The following is a 16,581-nucleotide window of genomic DNA, read 5'->3' as shown; positions in this document are numbered from 1 at the left end:
CAGCGAAGCAAGGGCCGCGAGGGCAGGCCCGGATAGCGAAGCAAGGGCCGCGAGGGCGTGCCCGGACGGACGGTCACGGGCCGGGTGGCCCGGTCACCGGCGGGACCGGCTCGGGCTCGCGGTGCTGGCAGTCGCACCAGGAGCCGCCCCGGCAGCCGTCGTGCCGCCGCTCCCGGCAGGCGTCACAGATCATGCCCCGAGCCTATCGCCCGCCCTTCCAGGCTGGAGCGTGTTGACTTCGGCCACTATGCGCGCCGGACGTCGACACGGGGGGAAGCCGCCGGGGTCCGACACCCGACCGGCGGCCCGGTCCGGAAGCCGTCCCCTCTTAACCTGGAGTTGTGATTCCGGGCATGTCCCGGCAGCTTGACGGCCGGGACACGGCTGTGCAACCGGTCCGAAACGCCGGTTGGGCAGGGTGTCGAGGCAGGACGGCGCCACCGGCCGTCGCGACGGGAGGAGCTTCATGTTGCTGCGGGTTCGAATCACCCTGCCGGACCGTCCCGGAGCGCTGGGCCAGGTCGCGCGCACCCTCGGGGTGGCCGGCGCCGACATCGTCCAGGTCGTGGTGCTGGAGCGGCTGGGCGGCCGGGCGGTCGACGACTTCACCGTGGTGTGGCCGGGCGCCTCCCGGGTCGAGCGGCTCCTCGCCGGGCTGGCCGCCATCCCCGGGGTGCAGGTGGACGGGGTGTGGAAGGCGATCGGGGCCCCGGTGAACGGCGGTCACGACGCCGAGCTGCTGGCCCAGGTCGCGGCGAACCCGGCGGACGGTCTGGCCACCCTGGTCGACGCGGTCCCCGGCCTGCTGGCCGCCGACTGGGCCGCCGCCGCGATGGTTCCGGCCGACTGGGCCACCCGCAACGGCGCCGGCGGTGGCACCGGGCCGGGCGTGATCTACGCCAGCTGGCGTGCCCCGTCCCCGCTGCGGCTGCCCGAGGTGACCCCGCTGCGGGCCCGCCCGATGACCGAGCCCGGCGGCGCGCGGTACGCGGTCGCCCCGTTCGGCCGGGCCGGGTTGGTGCTGGTGGTGGCACGGACCGATGACGACGACCTGCCGGCCGCCGCCTTCCACATCACCGAGGTGGACCGGATCGCCCAGCTGGTCCGGGCCGCCGCCGTCATCCTCGGCGACCGCCTGGACTCGGTGGTCACGCCGGCCACCGCCCAGCGAATGTGATCGTCCTAACCGCGGTCATCGAAGGTGAAGGCAATACCCGCGCAACAACGGCGGGGCACTCTGGAGGCCGGAGGAAAGGAGTGCCCCGAATGGCTTTGTGGCGTGTCAGGGCCACGGTCGACGACCGTCCCGGTTACCTCTCGGTGCTGACCGCGAGCCTCGCTCTGCGGTCGGTCAACATCCTCGCCGTCCAGGTGCACACCACCGAGGAGGGCGCGGTCGACGACTTCCTGGTGGACGCGCCGGACCAGCTGACCGAGGCCGATCTGCTGGCCGCGGTCGCCAAGGGTCGCGGGCGGGACGCGTTCGTGACCCGGGCCGACCCGCAGCGCCTGGCCGACCAGCCGACCCGTGCGCTGGCCCTGGCCGGCCGGCTGGTGCACGAGCCGGACTCGCTCGGCGAGACGCTCGCCGCCCTGCTGGACGCGACCGAGGTCCGCTGGCGGCCCGGTTCGCCGGACGACCGGCCCGGTTTCCACGGTGGCCGGATGACCCTGGCCGACCCGTCCGGCGGCTCGCTGGAGGTGCTGCGGGCGCTGCCCGCGTTCACCCCGGCCGAGTTCGCCCGGGCCCAGGCTCTGGTCGAGGTCGCCGCCACCATCCACCGCCGGCAGCGGGAGCAGGTCGCGCTGCTCCTGCCGGACGGCGCGGAGGTGGTGCTGCGGCCCGCCGGACCGGACGATCTGGCCGCCGTCGCCGAGTTCCACGACGAGTGCTCGCCGGTGACGCTGCGCCAGCGTTTCCCCGGCGGCGTCCCGGGCGAGGCCCGGCTGCGCCGCCTGCTGGAGCCGGCCGCCGGGCGGACCCTGCTCGCGGTCGCGCCGGGCGGCGCGGTGGTGGCGATGGCCGGCCTGGTCACCGAGGGCGACCTGGGTGAGCTGCACGTGCTGGTGACCGATGAGTGGCAGCGGCGCGGCCTCGGCACGGCGCTGCTGCGGCGGCTGCGGGCCCACGCGGCGAGGACCGGTGTGGTGGCGCTCGTCGCGCACACCGGTGCGGGGAACGCGGCCATGCTGCGCACCCTGCGCCGGGTCGGTTCCGGGCCGATCGAGCGGGACGGCGCGATGGTGACCGTCACCCTGCGCACAGCCCCGCAGCGGGTGACGGGCTGAGGCTCCCGTGTGTGCATCCCGGCCGTCGTACGCCCCTGGAACACACACGGGAAGTGGCCGTCAGCCGCGCCGCTCGCCGTGCTCCACACAGGTGGCGGTCCAGCCGGTCGGGACGACCTGCACCTTCATCCGGCGGCGGCAGTCCGGGCAGTAACGCGGCGGCTCCAGCTCCCGCGCCGACACGCACGCCGGGTGGGTGCCGGGTTCCCCGCACCGGTCGCAGTACATCAGAAGGTCGCCGACAGGGACTTGACCGGCATCTTCAGGTCTTTCAGCAGCTCCAGGTCGGCGGTGGCGGGCCGGCCCAGCGTGGTCAGGTAATTGCCGACGATCATCGCGTTGATGCCGCCGAGCAGACCGTCCCGGGTGCCCAGGTCGCCGAGCGTGATCTCACGGCCGCCGGCGTACCGCAGGATGGTCCTCGGCATCGCCAGCCGGAAGGCGGCGATGGCGCGCAACGCGTCGCGGCCCTCCACCACCGGGCGGTCACCGAAGGGGGTGCCCGGCCGCGGGCTGAGGAAGTTCAGCGGGACCTCGTGCGGGTCCAGTTCGGCCAGCTGGGCGGCGAACTCGGCGCGCTGCTCCAGGGTCTCGCCCATGCCGAGGATGCCGCCGCAGCAGACCTCCATGCCGGACTCGCGGACCATGGTCAGCGTGTCCCAGCGCTCCTCCCACGAGTGGGTGGTCACCACGTTCGGGAAGTAGGAGCGGCAGGTCTCCAGATTGTGGTTGTACCGGTGCACACCCATCTCGGCCAGCTCGTCGACCTGCCCCTGGCTCAGCATGCCGAGGCTGGCGGCGACCTGGATGTCGACCGCCTCCTTGATCGCCTTGACGCCGGCCCGCATCTGGTCCATCAGGCGCTGGTCCGGCCCGCGGACCGCGGCGACGATGCAGAACTCGGACGCGCCGGTGGCGGCGGTCTGCTTCGCGGCCTCCACGAGGGAGGGAATGTCGAGCCACACCGCCCGGACGGGGGATGCGAAAAGGCCCGACTGGGAGCAGAAATGACAGTCCTCGGGACAGCCACCGGTCTTCAGCGAGACGATGCCCTCGACCTCGACCTCCGGGCCGCACCACTTCATCCGGACGTCGTGGGCCAGTTGCAGCAGCTCCGGCAGGTCCTCGTCGGGGAGGCGCAGCACCTCAAGGATGTCCGCCTCGGCGAGACCGGCACCGTCGTCGAGCACCCGGGCACGGGCCCGGTCGAGGATCTCTGGCATGCCCGTACCCTACAGAGTTCCCAGCCCGGTAGGACTGTCAGAGCTGGGTGATAGTTTTCCGTTCCGGTGATCAATGGGGGTGTCTTGGCGGACTGGCTGGAGGAGATCGGCCGTCTGGCCCGCGAGCGGGCCAAGGCGGGGCTCACCCGTCAGTTGCGGCCGCGATCGGCCGGCGGCGCCGTCGTCGATCTGGCCGGCAACGACTATCTCGGTCTCTCCGATCACCCCCGGGTGGTCGACGGGGCACGGCAGGCGCTTGCGGCGTACGGGCTGGGCGCCACCGGATCCCGCCTGGTCCGCGGATCCACCGACGCCCACACCGCCCTCGAGGACGCCCTGGCCGGCTGGCTCGGCGCCGAGGCCGCCCTGGTCTTCTCCTCGGGTTACCTGGCCAACCTGGCAGTCGTCCGGGCCGTCGCCCCGGTCTGCGACCTGATCGTCTCGGACGCCTACAACCACGCGTCCCTGATCGACGGCTGCCGGATCGCCGGGACGCCGGTCAGGGTCGCCCCGCACAACGACCCGGCCGCCGTCGCCGCCCTGCTGGACGCCCATCCCGGCCGAGCCGCCGTGATCACCGAGTCGGTCTTCTCCGTCGACGGCGACCTCGCCCCGCTCACCGCCCTGCACGCGGTCACCTCGGCCCGCGGCGCGCTGCTGATCGTCGACGACGCGCACGCGCTCGGCCTCCTCGGCCCGCATGGGTCCGGCGGCGTCACGGCCGCCGGCCTGGCCGGGCAGCCGGACGTGATCATCACCGCCACGCTGTCCAAGGCGCTCGGTGGCGCCGGCGGTGTGGTGGCCGGTCCGGCGGCGTTCATCGGGCACCTGGTCGACACCGGCCGCACCTTCATCTACGACACCGCGCCACCCCCCGCCGTCGTCGCCGGGGTGCTCGCCGCCGTCGAGGTCGCTCAGGCCGCCGACGACCGGCGGGCCGTTCTGTTCCGCCGCGGCAAGCTGATCGCCGCCCGGATGCGGGACGCGGGATTCCCCACCCGCGACCCGGCCGCCGGGGTGCTGTCGGTGCCGGCGCCGGGGCCCGAGGCCGCCGTGGCCTGGGCCGCCAACTGCCGGGACCGCGGGGTGGCGGTCGGCTGTTTCCGGCCTCCGTCGACACCGGACGGCAGTTCGCGGCTGCGGCTGACCGTCAACGCGGGCGTGGCCGAGGAGGCTTTCGCCCGAGCCCTGACCGTGATCCTGGAGTGCGCACCGTGACCGCCGATCCCCCTCACCTGTCCGTGGTTCCGCCGCCCCCACGCCGCGGCGGCGGTCACGGGCTGCCGGACGTGACGCCGCGGACGGCCGCCACCCCGGAGCCGGACCCGTTGCAGGCGCACGGCGGGGGGCAGGCTCCGCCCGTACCCCCGCAGCCGGAGACCGCGCCCACCGCCGAACCGTCTCCGGAAGCACCGGCCCCGGCCACCGCCGAACCGTCTCCGGGAGCGCCGGCCCCGGCCACCGCCGAACCGTCTCCGGGAGCGCCGGCGCCGGCCACCGCCGAACCCGTGGAGAAGCGCGAACCGGAACCCGCGCGCCCCTCCGGCAGCCCGGACGAGTGGCACGGGATCGTGTTGGTCACCGGCACCGACACCGAGGTCGGCAAGACCATCGCCACCGCCGCGATGGCCGCCGCCGCCCAGGCCGCGGGCCAGCGTGTCGCGGTGATCAAACCCGGTCAGACCGGCATCGCGACCGGCGCGCCCACCGACGCCGAGGTGGTCACCCGCCTGGCCGGCCCGGAGACGGTGCGCACGCTCGCCGAATACCCCGAACCGCTGGCCCCGCTGGCCGCCGCCAAGGTGGCCGGGCTGCCCGCGCTGGACCTGTTCGACGTGGTCGACGCGATCCGGGCGGAGGCCGCGAAACACGATCTGGTGCTGGTCGAGGGCGCCGGCGGTCTGCTGGTGCCGATGGGCCTGCGTCCGTCCGGCGAGCCGTGGACCTTCGCCGACCTGGCCACCACCCTGGGCGCCAACATGATCGTGGTGGCGCGGGCCGGGCTCGGCACCCTCAACCACACCGCCCTCACGCTGGAGGCGCTGAACCGGCGTGCCGTCCCGGCCCGGGTGATCCTCGGCGCTTGGCCGGCCGAACCGGAGCTGGTCCACTGGGCCAACCTGGGCGAACTCGTCCCGTACCTGGTCGGCGCGCTGCCCGCGGGCGCCGGATCGATGGATCCGGGTGTGTTCCGGCGGTCCGCTCCGGGCTGGCTCACCCCCGCCCTGCACGGGGTGCTGGACAACTGGCGTGTCTGGGCGGAAGAGGCGGGATAGCGGGACACCCGGCACAATTGCAGGCTGGGGAGGGGATCCGCATGCACACTGGCCGAGTGGCTTTCACCCTGGCGATCGACTGTGGTGGTGGCGGGATCAAGGGTTCCGTCCTCGACGAGGCGGGGACCATGCGGGCCCAGCCGATCCGGGTGCCCACGCCCTATCCACTGCCGCCGGACCTGTTCGTGAAGACCCTGGTCGGGCTCGGCGGGCGGCTGCCGAACGCGGACCGGGTCACCGTCGGCATGCCCGGCATGATCCGGCACGGGGTGGTGGTCGCCACCCCGCACTACGTGACCCGCAGCGGGCCACGGACCAGGGTCGACCCGGAGCTGGTCGAGGCGTGGCACGGGTTCGACGCCCGGACCGCGCTGGCCGAGGCGTTCGGGCTGCCGACGCTGGTGCTCAACGACGCCGAGGTGCACGGCGCCGGGGTGGTCGCGGGCACCGGCTGCGAGCTGGTGCTGACCCTCGGCACCGGCCTGGGCTGCGCCCTCTTCGACGGCGGCGAGCTCGCCCCGCACCTGGAGATGTCGCAGGCGCCGGTGCGCTGGGGGATGTCCTACGACACGTACATCGGGGAGCACGAGCGCCGCCGCCTCGGTGACGCGCTCTGGTCGCGCCGGGTCCGCAACGTGGTCGAGGGCCTGCGCCCGGTCTTCCTCTGGGACCGCGTCTACCTCGGCGGCGGCAACTCCCGCCTGATCACCCCGACCCAGCTGGCCCGGATGGGCGACGACGTGGTGGTGGTCCCGAACACGGCCGGCATCGTCGGCGGCGTCCGCGCCTGGACCCTGGGTCAGGTCCGATGACCCCGGAAGCCGTTCTGCTGGACTTCGGCGGCGTCCTGGCCGACGCGCCGTTCCGCGCCGACCAGCCGGAACTCGTGCTGCGCATCTACAACCTGATCGACGGCGCGCTCGCCCCCGGCCGCATCCAGCAGTCGCTGAAGGACGGCGCCGCCGCCTACGCCCGCTGGCGTGACGAGGACTGGCCCGACGAGCTTCCGCAGCTCGACGTCTGGGAACGCTTCGTGATCGGCGACTGGCCCCGGCTGGCGCAGGCGCGGGTGCGTGGCGCGATCCCCCGGCTCAGCTACGCCTGGGCCCGGCGCGAGGGGTGGGCGCTGCGTCCCGGCATCCCCGAGTTCCTCGCCGCCTGCACCGAACGCGGCATCCACCTCGCCGTCGTCAGCAACACCCTGTCCGGCGCCGCCCACCGCGACTTCCTGGCGCACGCCGGCGTCGGCCATCTCTTCGACGTGCAGGTCTACAGCGACGAGGCGGGTGTCCGCAAACCCAACCCGCAGATGATCTGGACCGCCACCGACAGCCTCGGCATCGCCCCCGCCGCCTGCTGGTTCGTCGGCGACAGCCGCCGCCGCGACATCGCCTGTGCGCGCCGCGCCGACATCGGCACCGCCGTCCTGATGCCGTCCGGCCGCGCCGACGCCGGCGGAACCCAGGCCGAACCCGACCAGGTGGTCACCGACGGTCACGGTCTCCTGGCCCTTCTCTGACACCCTTTCCCGGTACGCCGTAGCCGGGTCCCGTGCCTCGCGGCGGCCACGGCAGGCGGTCCACCGGACCGTCCCCCGGACCCGGGTCATGCGAGGGGTCTCTCCGGCTGGTTGTCAGGAGGCGGTGACCTGCCAGACCTTGGTACGGCGGATCGGCATGCTCTCCAGTTCCTCGATGACCGGCACGTCGTAGACGGCCCGTTCGATCAGGCCGTCCGGCAGATAGGCGCGGCCCGGGTCACCGACGAGCACCAGGGCGCCGCGGCCGGCCGCCCGCCGCAGGAACGGCAGGACCCGGCCGGCCATCTCCCGGCTGTAGAAGACGTCGCCGGCCAGGACCACGCCGTACGTCTCGTCGCTGTCGAGCAGATCCGCCTCGACCGTCTCCACCCGCAGCCCGTTGGCTTCGGCGTTGGCCCGGGCCGCGGCCAGCGACAGCGGATCGATGTCGTTGGCGGTGACCGGATGCGCGCCGGCCCGGGCCGCGGCGACCGCCACCAGGCCGGAACCGGTGGCCAGGTCGAGGACGCTGCGCCCGGAGACCAGATCCGGGTCGTCGAGGATGTGCCGGGCCAGCGCCTGCCCACCGGCCCAGGCGAACGCCCAGAACGGCGGCGGCTGCTCGGCGCCGGACTCCTCGGTCGCCTCCCACAGGGCGATCGGGTCACCGGCCTGGTAGAGCCGGACCTCGGGAACGAACGGAACCGGCGCCAGGACGGTGTGGGCCTGGACGAATTCGAGAAGCACGCCCCGATTGTGCCGTTGTCGCTCAGATCCGTGCCCACCGGGCCGAACAGTCACGACGAGCACGCCCATCGGGAGGGAGCGCCGATGCCGACACGATGGCCGGCAACCATCTTCGGCGCCTGGATGGCGGTGCTCGGCGTGGCCTTCGGGTTGCAGGCGGCACTGCACGCCCCGATACGGCTGGCCGCGGGCGTCTCCGCGGTGGTGGCGATCAGCCTGGGGCTCCGGCGGAGCAGACCGGACGACGTACGTCCCTGGTGGGTCCTGGCCGGCGCCGTGATCCTCTCCGCCGCCGGCGGCGCGGCCGAGAGTGCCCCGTCCTGGATCACCGACTGGCTGCCGTGGCTGGAATCGGCCGGCACCGCCCTGCTGCTCGTCGCGTACGCCGTCCTGGCCGTCGCCCTGTCCGGTTTCGTCGACCAGCGCACCAGCTCGTCCCGGGACCGCGCCGGCCTGCTCGACGCGCTCACCGTCACCTCCGGCGTGGCGCTGCTGATCTGGACGTTCGTGGTCGGCCCCCGGATCGAGGGCTCGGTCGGCACCGGCTGGACCGAGATCGCCATGCCGGTCGCCGACCTGCTCTGCCTCGGGCTGCTCGTCCGGCTGGCGACCATGCCGGGCCGCCTGGTCGCGCCCGGCTACCTGCTCGGCGCCGGGGTGGTCGCGCTGCTCGCCGCCGACGTCGGCCGGGAATCCGGTTTCGGGCATCTGGCCCTCTACACGGCGGCCGGCATGGCGGCACTGATCCCGTCGATGGCCGAACTGACCCGCCCGGCCGAGGAGCCGGTCGCGGAGACCAGCAACGTCCGGCTGGTGATGCTCGGCGGGGCGGCCATGGTCGCGCCGACCGTGCTGCTGGTGAAGATGTTCCGGGACGGCCAGTTCGCCGGCCTGACCGTGGTGGCCGCGCTGAGCACGCTGATGGTGGCGCTGGTGCTGGCCCGGATGGCCGGCATCATGACGAGTCACCGGCAGGCGATGTCCCGGGAACGGGCGCTGCGCGAGGCGTCCGCGGCCCTGGTGTCGGCCAACGACAGCGAGGCAGTCGGCCTGGCGGTACGCACCGCGGTCGCCCAGCTGATCCCCGGCGACGTCCCGCACGGCGTGGTGCTCGCCATCACGATCACCCAGTCCGAGCCGCAGTCGCCGGAGGCCGCGGTGCAGGCGGCGGTGGACCGGGCCACCGGCACCGCGGCCCGTCTGGTCCCGACCCGGGAGGTGGACTGGGCCGTCGCGGTACGCCTCACCCAGTTCACCAAGACGCTGCGCTGCCCGATGGTGCTCAAGGACCGGCCGGGCGGGGATCCGCTGGTCGGCGTCCTGCACGTGGCCGCGCCGACCTGGGCGCTGCTGGAGCTGCAACGCTCGGTGGAGGTGCTGGCCGGGCAGGTGGCGCTCGCGCTGGAACGGATCGCCCTCGGCCAGGAGGTGGCCCGCCGCAACAGCGAGACCTACTTCCGGACCCTGATCCAGAACACCGCCGACGTCATCACGATCATCGACGAACAGGACCGGATCCGGTACGCCAGCCCGTCCGCGATCGGCGTCTTCGGCGGCGACCCGACCGGCGCCCGGCTGCCCGAGGTGATCCACCCCGGCGAACGGGACCGGCTGGCCGAGGTGCTCGCCGCGGTCCGCGGCGGCCACCAGCTGGACCAGCTGCTGGACTTCCGGGCCCGCAGCCACCGGCACGACGAGGTGCTGCTCGAACTGCACTGCCGCGACCTGCGCGCCGAACCGACGGTGGCCGGCCTGGTCATCACCATGCGGGACGTGACCGAGCAGCGCCGTCTCCAGAACGAACTGACCCATCAGGCGTTCCACGACGCGATGACCGGGCTGGCGAACCGGGTGCTCTTCAACGACCGGCTGCGGCACGCGGCGGCCCGCAGCGCCCGGGACGGCTCGGTGATCGGCGTGCTCTTCATCGACCTGGACGACTTCAAGATCGTGAACGACACGCTCGGCCACGCGGTCGGCGACCAGTTGCTGATCGCGGTGGCGCACCGGATCGCCGGGGCACTGCGCGCCGACGACACGGCCGCCCGGCTCGGCGGCGACGAGTTCGCCGCGCTCGTCGAGAACGTCAACGACCCCGGCGCCGTCGAGGAGACCGCCAACCGGATCTTCGCGGCGCTCGCCGAGCCGATCGTCACCGACGCCAAACCGCTGTACGCCGCCGCCAGCATCGGCATCACCACCACCCCCGAAGGCAGCGACGCCGACGAGCTGCTGCGACAGGCGGACCTGGCCCTGTACGTGGCCAAAGGCGCCGGCAAGAACCAGTGGCGGCGATACCAGGCACACCTGCACACCGAGATGGTGGAACGCCTGGAACTGCGGTCCGCGCTCGACCACGCCGTCAACGAAGGTCACTTCCTGCTGCACTACCAGCCGATCGTGGACCTGCCCACCGGAACGGCGGTCGGGTTCGAGGCCCTGGTCCGCTGGCACCACCCGAAACGCGGCATCGTCACCCCGGACCAGTTCATCGAGGTCGCCGAGGAGAGCGGACTGGTCGTCCCGATGGGCCGCTGGGTCCTGGAGGAGGCGCTGCGCACGGTCGCCGAGTGGCGGCGCATCCTGCCCCCCGGCCAGGCCCCGTACGTCAGCGTCAACGTGTCCGTCCGCCAGTTCCGGGAGAGCGGCTTCGTCGACCAGGTCCGGACGGCGCTCGCCCACACCGCGGTGCCGCCGCAGGCCCTCATCCTGGAGATCACCGAGACCCTGCTCGTCAAGGACGACGAACGGATCTGGACCGACCTCGGCGTCCTCCGCGAGATGGGCATCCGCATCGCCATCGACGACTTCGGCACCGGGTACTCGTCGCTCGGGTACCTGCGGCAGCGCCCGATCGACATCATCAAGATCGATAAGACCTTCATCGACGACATGGTCACCAGCTCACAGCCGATGGCCCTGGTCAGCGGCATCGTCAGCCTGGCACAGTCACTGGGCCTCACCGTGGTCGCCGAAGGCATCGAAAGCGCCACCCACCGGGAGGTGCTGGTGCGGCTCGGCTGCCCGCTCGGCCAGGGCTACCTGTTCTCCAGCCCACTCGGCCCCACCGAGGTGCTGGCCTGGCTCCGCAGCGCCCAGCCGATCGCCGTGTAGCACGGCCGCACGGATCGTCCGCCGTCGTCCACAGCGCCGCGCCGTCCACAGCCCACCCACCGAGCAACCCCGATCCCAGCGAGAATGACCAGCGGGGGTTCCCCCTGGGAGGGCGGGGTCGGCGGTGGGCGAGTTCGGCGGTGGGCGGGCTCTGCGGTCGGCGTTGGGCGGGCTCTGCGGTCGGCGTTGGGCGGGCTCGCCGCGGGCGGGCTCGCCGCGGGCGGCGTCGACACGGGCGACTTCGGCACGGGGCGGCCGACGGCGTACAGAATCGGTCAGTAGGGGTTGCCTGTGCCGGGAAGCCGGCCGCGCAGCAGGCCGCCGAACCGTCCGGGGAGCCCGGCGTCGTCCGCCATCGGCGGGCTCTCGGTGTGCGCATGGCCGGCGATGCCGGTGAGCAGTTCGCGGAACGCGTTGACGGCGTCGGTCCGCGGGCGCCAGCCGAGTTCGGCGGCGGCGCGGTCGCAGCTCATCAGCGGCGCCTTCAGCGCCAGGCGCACCCATCCCCGGTCCACCGGCTGCAGGCGTAGCTGCCAGGTCAGCGCGGCTGCTGCCTCCAGCAGAAGACCAGGGACCTTGAGGGGTACGCCGTGGAAAGCGCGCCCGATCAACTCGGCGTCGAGCACGGGGCCGGCGGCGATGTTGAAGGCGCCCCGCACGTCGGCCCGGAGCGCGCTCAGGTAGGCCTCGGCGACGTCATCGGCGTGCACCGCCTGCATGCGCAGCCCGGGGTTCGCGGGGACCACCGGGATCCGCCCGAACCGCAGCAGTCTTCCGGGCAGCAGCGGGCCGGCGAAGTAACGGGCGATCTCGGTTCCGGCGTCCCGCTGAAAGATCAGTCCCGGACGTAGCCGGACGATCCGCAGCGTCGGATGATCGGATTCGATCTCGTCGAGCATCCGTTCGACGAGGGCCTTGTGCCGGCTGTAGGAGGATTCCGCGACGCCGGTGCGCAGCCACGTCTCGCGCACGAACGCCTGCTTCGGGCCGGGGGCGTAGACGCCGACCGACGAGGCTTGCACGAGGGTGGGGACGCCGGATCGGATCGCGGCGCGGAAGACGGAGCGGCTGCCCAGCACATTGGTCCGGTACAGGCGGCGCGGATCGTGGCTGGGCTGGATCTGCCAGGCCAGGTTGACCACGGCGTCGGCGCCGGCGAAGGCGGCGGCGAGACGGTCGGGGGCGTCATCCGCGCCCACGTCGATCGAATGCCAGTTCAGGTCGGCGTACGGGCCGGTGGGGTCGGGCGTACGACGGGAGACGCCGACGATCTCGATGTCGGATTCGGAGTGGAGACGGCGCAGCAGGGCGGTGCCCACGTTGCCGCTGGCGCCCACGATCACTACACGCATGGTGCTGTGGAGTACCCCGGAGGGCGGGTTTGAACCACCCATTCCCGCCTTAAGGAAGTCTTTACCCGGCAGGTCAGCGCGGCATCATTTCCGGCGGCGGCTATTTTCGCGCGGCCCGTCCGGCATAGAGCCGGTCGGTGACGAACGGCAGCGCATTCGACAGCATGATCGCCGCCCGGTACTTTCCGGGGACGACCACCCGGCGCCGCGGCCGGTTCAGCGCCCGTTCCACCGCGGCCGCCACGATCTCCGGACCGGGCAGGCCGGAACGGTGCGCGGTCAGTTCCGTGGCGATGAATCCGGGCTCGACGAGGGTGACTCCGATTCCGGTGCCGGCGAGTTCCCGGCGTACCGAATCGTTGATCCCCCGCAACCCGAACTTGGTCGCCGAATAGACCCCGCCGATCCCGATCTCGCCGGCCACCGAGCCGATGTTCACAATCGAGCCGGAGCGCTGCTCGCGCATCACCGGGACGACCTCGCGCATCAACCGGATCGGGGCCATCAGATTCACCTCGACCATCGCGCGAACCTCCTCGTCCGCGGCCAGGATCGACGCGTCGCCGCCGACACCCGCATTGTTGATCAGGGCGTCGATCCGGCCGTTCACCGAACGGGCGCGGGTCACCAGCGCCCGCACGGCGCCCGGGTCGCTGACATCGGTGACCACCGGCAGAGCGGTGCCCCCGGCTGCGGCGATCTCGTCGGTCACGGCCTCCAGCTGCGCCGCACGGCGGGCGGCGAGGATGACGGTGTCACCACGGGCCGCGAGACGTACGGCGACGGCCCGGCCGATCCCGCTGGACGCCCCGGTGACGACGACGACGGCCACGACCCTCCCCTTTCGACGACGACAGCGCCGCCCGGATACTCCCGGACGGCGCCGTTTCCCGTCAATCTAGCGCTTGTTGTGGTACGCCTCGACGACGTTACTGGGGATCCGGCCACGCTCGGAGACCGGATAACCGTTCTTGTTGGCCCACTCCCGAATAGCCTGATTCTGGTCGCGGCTGGAACGGCTCGACGCCGCCGGAACGGCACGCCGCGCAGTGGTGGCGACGTTACCGTTACGACCCAGCCGGGTGGCCGCGGAGAGGAACGGTTCCAAAGCTTTGCGCAGCTTGCCGGCGTTCTTCTCGGACAGGTCGATCGTGTAGTTGACCCCGTCGAGACCGAATTCGACGGTGCGGTCCGCATCCCCGCCGTCGAGGTCGTCGGTCAGCACGGTAATAATCTGCTTGGCCATGGTTGTTCGCTCCTACGCCATGTTCATTCGAGTGACGTCCGGGCGTGCGCGCGAAGCCTGGCCGCGAATGCTCGTCGTCGCATTCATTCTGTCGCCCTCATGGCAGCGAGTGCAAATTGCCCGTCTTGGCATGTCGCAATTGCCCGCACCGATCGGCCTCTCAGACCTTTTCAGGACCGTGAATGTGCGGTAACGTCCGTCTTGGGAGCGCTCCCAAGGCTCCGGGAGGGTCAATGAGCCGCGCCATCCGAGTCGCACTGACCGCCCTCGTGGCATTCGCGGGGCCACCGCGATCACCGCGCCCCGCCTAGATCCGCTCCAGCCCGGAGCGTAGGCGATCCCCCACACCGGGCGCCACCAGCCACCATCCCCGATCCCGAGCCGCCTCGTCGCCGATTCTCCGGTGCCGGGGCGGTTCGCCGTTTCCGGGCCACACTTCCCCAGCGCCCCTTCAGCCCACCGCCGCCCCACCGCCACCGATCCCGCAGCCGGGGGATAGGGAACCGTCCGCGCCGCAGCGGATCTTGCCCGGCCGGTTCTCACTGCCCTCTCCGCCACTCGAGAGAGCAGTGACACAAACCGTGATAACCAGCCCAGTTCCCGGCTGGTCGCCAGCGCTGTCTCACCGCCGCCGAGACAAGCAGTGACCCTGCTGGGCAATTGCTTACCCGCCGGTTGTCGATCTTGCGAGGTTGTGGTGAACCGGTTCGCCCGAAACTCACTAGATCTCGCGCGTAAGGGGTGGGAAGGGTGCCTCCGTCGCGGGCGGGCGGTTCCGTCCACTGGGTTGGATCGGTTGAGCGCGTGGTGGCGCGGACAGCGGAATCTCCACGTTCGACAAAAGGGCGGCGAATCGGCCAGCAAGGTCAGCAGTGAGAACCAGCCGGGGACTTCCGGCTGGTCGTCAGCGCTGTCTCACCCCGAGACAGCAGTGAGAACCAGCTGGAAGGAACTGGCACCGGGCCGCCCGCCCGTGACAGGCAGTCCCGCGGGGAGCGGACGGACGAGGGTGGGGCGCAGAAACGGGCGGAGGGCAACGGGGATGAAAGCGGATCGGCGGCGGCCCGGACAGTCGTCGCCAGCGAGGAAACCGAAGGCTGGAAGCCCGGGGCCCTACGACCGGGAACCGCCCTACACGTCACCCCGCCGACGGGAGGCACCCACCCGGCCCCCGGCATCAGCGGCGAAGCCGGCCCGGGAGCGGCGCCTTTCGCTTGCCGAAGGCGACTGGCAAGTGGCACACGGGGGCGGGGGATCCGGGCCGCGAGTGGCCGACACGAGGAGCGGGTTCGTGGTCGGCGGGATGGACGGGCTCGTGGTCGGTGGGATGGGAGAGTTCGCCTTCGGCGAACCGTGATGGCCGGAAGCGACGAAAGGCTGTAAGCATGTAATCAGGTAAGCCAAGGGAGGATGCCATGCGAGTTCGATTCGCTCCGCCCGGTGGGCGGGCTGAGCCGCCCAACGCTGACGATGCCGCCGCCTGGATCACCGGTGCGATCCCGGACGGATGGTTCACCGAGCAGCCCGAGATCGTCATCGACCGCGACGAGATCATCATCTGGGGGCGACTGCCCCGGCCCGAGCTGGGCGAGGACCCCACCGACGCCGACCGGGCGGCGGGTCAGGCCGGGCGGATCACCCAGTTCCGCGAGGACACCCGGGACGGCCGGATCCGGGTCGCCCGCCAGATCGAGCACCGTTACCAGCGCAAGGTCGCCTGGGGAGTCCGCTGCGGCGACACCTCGGAGCTTTTCACCCACCTGTCCGCCCCCGTGATGACGCGGCTTCGGCAGCCGGAGCGCCAGGTTCTCGACACCCTCGTCGACGCGGGCGTGGCCCGGTCCCGTTCCGAGGCGCTGGCCTGGTGCGTCAAGCTCGTCGGCCGGCACACCGAGGACTGGCTCACCGAGCTCCGCACCGCCATGACCCACGTCGACGAGCTCCGACGGCGCGGCCCGGACGCCTGACGGCTTCCACCGTCCGCGCCGAGAGTCGGGTGCTCGACATCGCCGGAGATCCGCCGCTGCCAACACGGACATCTGACGTCCACGCACGTCGAGGGCTGTCGGATCGGCGGCGGATCCCGCGGGGCAGGCCGCTCCCCGTCGACCCGGCCACCACCGGCGGATCGCGGTCAGCCGATGGCGCCGAGAGCTGATGTGGGCGGAGATATCCGCACTCCGGCCACACGAGCCGGGATGCGGGTCACGGGTTCCGATCGCGGCGTTGGCGAGCCCGGGTGCGACCCGCCGGCACCGAGCAGGTCTTCAAGTGTGTGCGGTTGGCTTCTCAGCGAGGGAACGAAAGATCGGTCTCCGGTCGACCGCGACGATCCACGCCACCCGCCGTCAAGATCACGGCCGAGGACGACGGCGCCGGCCAGCGCCGGAACTGCAGAACCCGCCTGAGGGCCGACAAGGGCGAACAAGCCACCCTGGAGGACCGCCGGCGACCGGAGACCACGACGACGACCGGCGCCCGAACGGCATGCCGCCCCACCCGAAGGCCGGCAGGACGAACGAGACACAGCCGTCCGTGTCCTTGCGACGCCCGTGCCGTGTGTGAAAGCCGGCCGCTGGGCCGGTTGACATAACGCCTTCATTCAAGGCGTGAGCTGCGGTGACGGCCGACTTTCGAGTCAGCAGAAGAACCGACGGCGGCGAAAACCACAGCGTCGTCCACCACCCGAACGACCGAACCCGCCCTGAAGATCGCCAGGGCGGACATGCCACCGCAGGAGAACCGCCGGCGACCGGAGACCACGACGACGACCGGCGCCCGAACGGCATGCCCCCCGAACGCCGGCAGGGACGAA

General features: G+C 72.4%; 14 protein-coding genes. 8 read left to right on the top strand and 6 right to left on the bottom strand.

Annotation, left to right across the window (positions count from 1 at the left end; translation table 11 throughout):
* Positions 1–466: 466 nt before the first annotated feature.
* Together Aut01nite_RS39585 and Aut01nite_RS39580 are read left to right on the top strand one after the other, a co-directional pair.
* Positions 467–1,177: an ACT domain-containing protein gene (locus Aut01nite_RS39585; protein ID WP_043526423.1), complete on the top strand. Its 711-nt coding sequence runs from the start codon at positions 467–469 to the stop codon at positions 1,175–1,177.
* Positions 1,178–1,266: 89 nt separating this feature from the next.
* On the top strand, positions 1,267–2,289 hold the full coding sequence (locus Aut01nite_RS39580; protein WP_043526421.1) for a GNAT family N-acetyltransferase: 1,023 nt from the start codon (positions 1,267–1,269) through the stop codon (positions 2,287–2,289).
* Positions 2,290–2,349: 60 nt separating this feature from the next.
* On the opposite strand, the gene bsaP is transcribed toward Aut01nite_RS39580, so the two are convergent.
* Positions 2,350–2,517, bottom strand: coding sequence for a biotin synthase auxiliary protein BsaP (bsaP, locus tag Aut01nite_RS39575; protein ID WP_173476694.1), 168 nt, complete (start codon positions 2,515–2,517; stop codon positions 2,350–2,352).
* Positions 2,517–3,512, bottom strand: coding sequence for a biotin synthase BioB (bioB, locus tag Aut01nite_RS39570; RefSeq protein ID WP_043526420.1), 996 nt, complete (start codon positions 3,510–3,512; stop codon positions 2,517–2,519). The genes bsaP and bioB overlap by 1 nt, the downstream gene beginning before the upstream one ends.
* Positions 3,513–3,596: 84 nt before the next feature.
* On the opposite strand from bioB, the gene Aut01nite_RS39565 reads away from it, so the two are divergent.
* The 4 genes from Aut01nite_RS39565 to Aut01nite_RS39550 all read left to right on the top strand — a co-directional run bounded on the left by Aut01nite_RS39565 (position 3,597) and on the right by Aut01nite_RS39550 (position 7,307).
* The gene (locus tag Aut01nite_RS39565; protein ID WP_043526418.1) at positions 3,597–4,730 is read left to right on the top strand and encodes an 8-amino-7-oxononanoate synthase; all 1,134 of its coding nucleotides are present in this window, start codon (positions 3,597–3,599) and stop codon (positions 4,728–4,730) included.
* 290 nt (positions 4,731–5,020) lie between these two features.
* Positions 5,021–5,788 (top strand): dethiobiotin synthase, encoded by a 768-nt coding sequence (gene bioD, locus Aut01nite_RS39560; RefSeq protein WP_052163888.1) that lies wholly within the window; start codon positions 5,021–5,023, stop codon positions 5,786–5,788.
* Positions 5,789–5,844: 56 nt separating this feature from the next.
* Positions 5,845–6,600 carry an ROK family protein gene (locus Aut01nite_RS39555; RefSeq protein ID WP_152628773.1) on the top strand — a complete coding sequence of 252 codons (756 nt, stop codon included), beginning with the start codon at positions 5,845–5,847 and terminating at the stop codon, positions 6,598–6,600.
* Positions 6,597–7,307, top strand: coding sequence for an HAD family hydrolase (locus Aut01nite_RS39550; RefSeq protein WP_043526415.1), 711 nt, complete (start codon positions 6,597–6,599; stop codon positions 7,305–7,307). The genes Aut01nite_RS39555 and Aut01nite_RS39550 overlap by 4 nt, the downstream gene beginning before the upstream one ends.
* A 114-nt stretch (positions 7,308–7,421) precedes the next feature.
* Here Aut01nite_RS39550 and Aut01nite_RS39545 read toward each other — a convergent pair whose 3' ends face one another.
* Entirely contained in the window at positions 7,422–8,054 is a 633-nt protein-coding gene (locus tag Aut01nite_RS39545; protein WP_043526413.1) for a class I SAM-dependent methyltransferase, read from the bottom strand.
* Between the two features lie 84 nt (positions 8,055–8,138).
* Here Aut01nite_RS39545 and Aut01nite_RS39540 point away from each other — a divergent pair, with 84 nt between their 5' ends.
* Positions 8,139–11,168, top strand: coding sequence for a putative bifunctional diguanylate cyclase/phosphodiesterase (locus Aut01nite_RS39540; RefSeq protein WP_043526550.1), 3,030 nt, complete (start codon positions 8,139–8,141; stop codon positions 11,166–11,168).
* Positions 11,169–11,443: 275 nt separating this feature from the next.
* Here Aut01nite_RS39540 and Aut01nite_RS39535 read toward each other — a convergent pair whose 3' ends face one another.
* From Aut01nite_RS39535 to Aut01nite_RS39525, 3 genes are all read right to left on the bottom strand, one after another.
* Positions 11,444–12,520 carry an NAD-dependent epimerase/dehydratase family protein gene (locus tag Aut01nite_RS39535; protein WP_043526410.1) on the bottom strand — a complete coding sequence of 359 codons (1,077 nt, stop codon included), beginning with the start codon at positions 12,518–12,520 and terminating at the stop codon, positions 11,444–11,446.
* 100 nt (positions 12,521–12,620) lie between these two features.
* A complete protein-coding gene (locus Aut01nite_RS39530) occupies positions 12,621–13,352 on the bottom strand; it encodes an SDR family NAD(P)-dependent oxidoreductase (protein ID WP_043526409.1) in 732 nt (243 codons plus the stop codon).
* Positions 13,353–13,418: 66 nt separating this feature from the next.
* Complete coding sequence (locus Aut01nite_RS39525; RefSeq protein ID WP_043526407.1) at positions 13,419–13,766, bottom strand: histone-like nucleoid-structuring protein Lsr2; 348 nt, start codon at positions 13,764–13,766, stop codon at positions 13,419–13,421.
* A gap of 1,415 nt (positions 13,767–15,181) precedes the next feature.
* Between Aut01nite_RS39525 and abmR the strand changes: the two genes are divergently transcribed.
* The gene (gene abmR, locus Aut01nite_RS39520) at positions 15,182–15,733 is read left to right on the top strand and encodes an ATP-binding transcription factor AbmR (RefSeq protein WP_043526405.1); all 552 of its coding nucleotides are present in this window, start codon (positions 15,182–15,184) and stop codon (positions 15,731–15,733) included.
* Positions 15,734–16,581: the final 848 nt, after the last annotated feature.

The organism is Actinoplanes utahensis, assembly GCF_016862455.1.
GTDB classification, from domain to species: domain Bacteria; phylum Actinomycetota; class Actinomycetes; order Mycobacteriales; family Micromonosporaceae; genus Actinoplanes; species Actinoplanes utahensis.
This window is presented reverse-complemented; position numbering and strand designations above follow the sequence as displayed.

What these genes read in the sequence shown, in the direction of transcription:
- Aut01nite_RS39585 (WP_043526423.1), top strand. Translation starts at nt 467, where the DNA reads ATGTTGCTGCGGGTTCGAATCACCCTGCCGGACCGTCCCGGAGCGCTG.
- Aut01nite_RS39580 (WP_043526421.1), top strand. Translation starts at nt 1,267, where the DNA reads ATGGCTTTGTGGCGTGTCAGGGCCACGGTCGACGACCGTCCCGGTTAC.
- bsaP (WP_173476694.1), bottom strand. Translation starts at nt 2,517, where the DNA reads ATGTACTGCGACCGGTGCGGGGAACCCGGCACCCACCCGGCGTGCGTG.
- bioB (WP_043526420.1), bottom strand. Translation starts at nt 3,512, where the DNA reads ATGCCAGAGATCCTCGACCGGGCCCGTGCCCGGGTGCTCGACGACGGT.
- Aut01nite_RS39550 (WP_043526415.1), top strand. Translation starts at nt 6,597, where the DNA reads ATGACCCCGGAAGCCGTTCTGCTGGACTTCGGCGGCGTCCTGGCCGAC.
- Aut01nite_RS39540 (WP_043526550.1), top strand. Translation starts at nt 8,139, where the DNA reads ATGCCGACACGATGGCCGGCAACCATCTTCGGCGCCTGGATGGCGGTG.
- Aut01nite_RS39535 (WP_043526410.1), bottom strand. Translation starts at nt 12,520, where the DNA reads ATGCGTGTAGTGATCGTGGGCGCCAGCGGCAACGTGGGCACCGCCCTG.
- Aut01nite_RS39525 (WP_043526407.1), bottom strand. Translation starts at nt 13,766, where the DNA reads ATGGCCAAGCAGATTATTACCGTGCTGACCGACGACCTCGACGGCGGG.
- abmR (WP_043526405.1), top strand. Translation starts at nt 15,182, where the DNA reads ATGCGAGTTCGATTCGCTCCGCCCGGTGGGCGGGCTGAGCCGCCCAAC.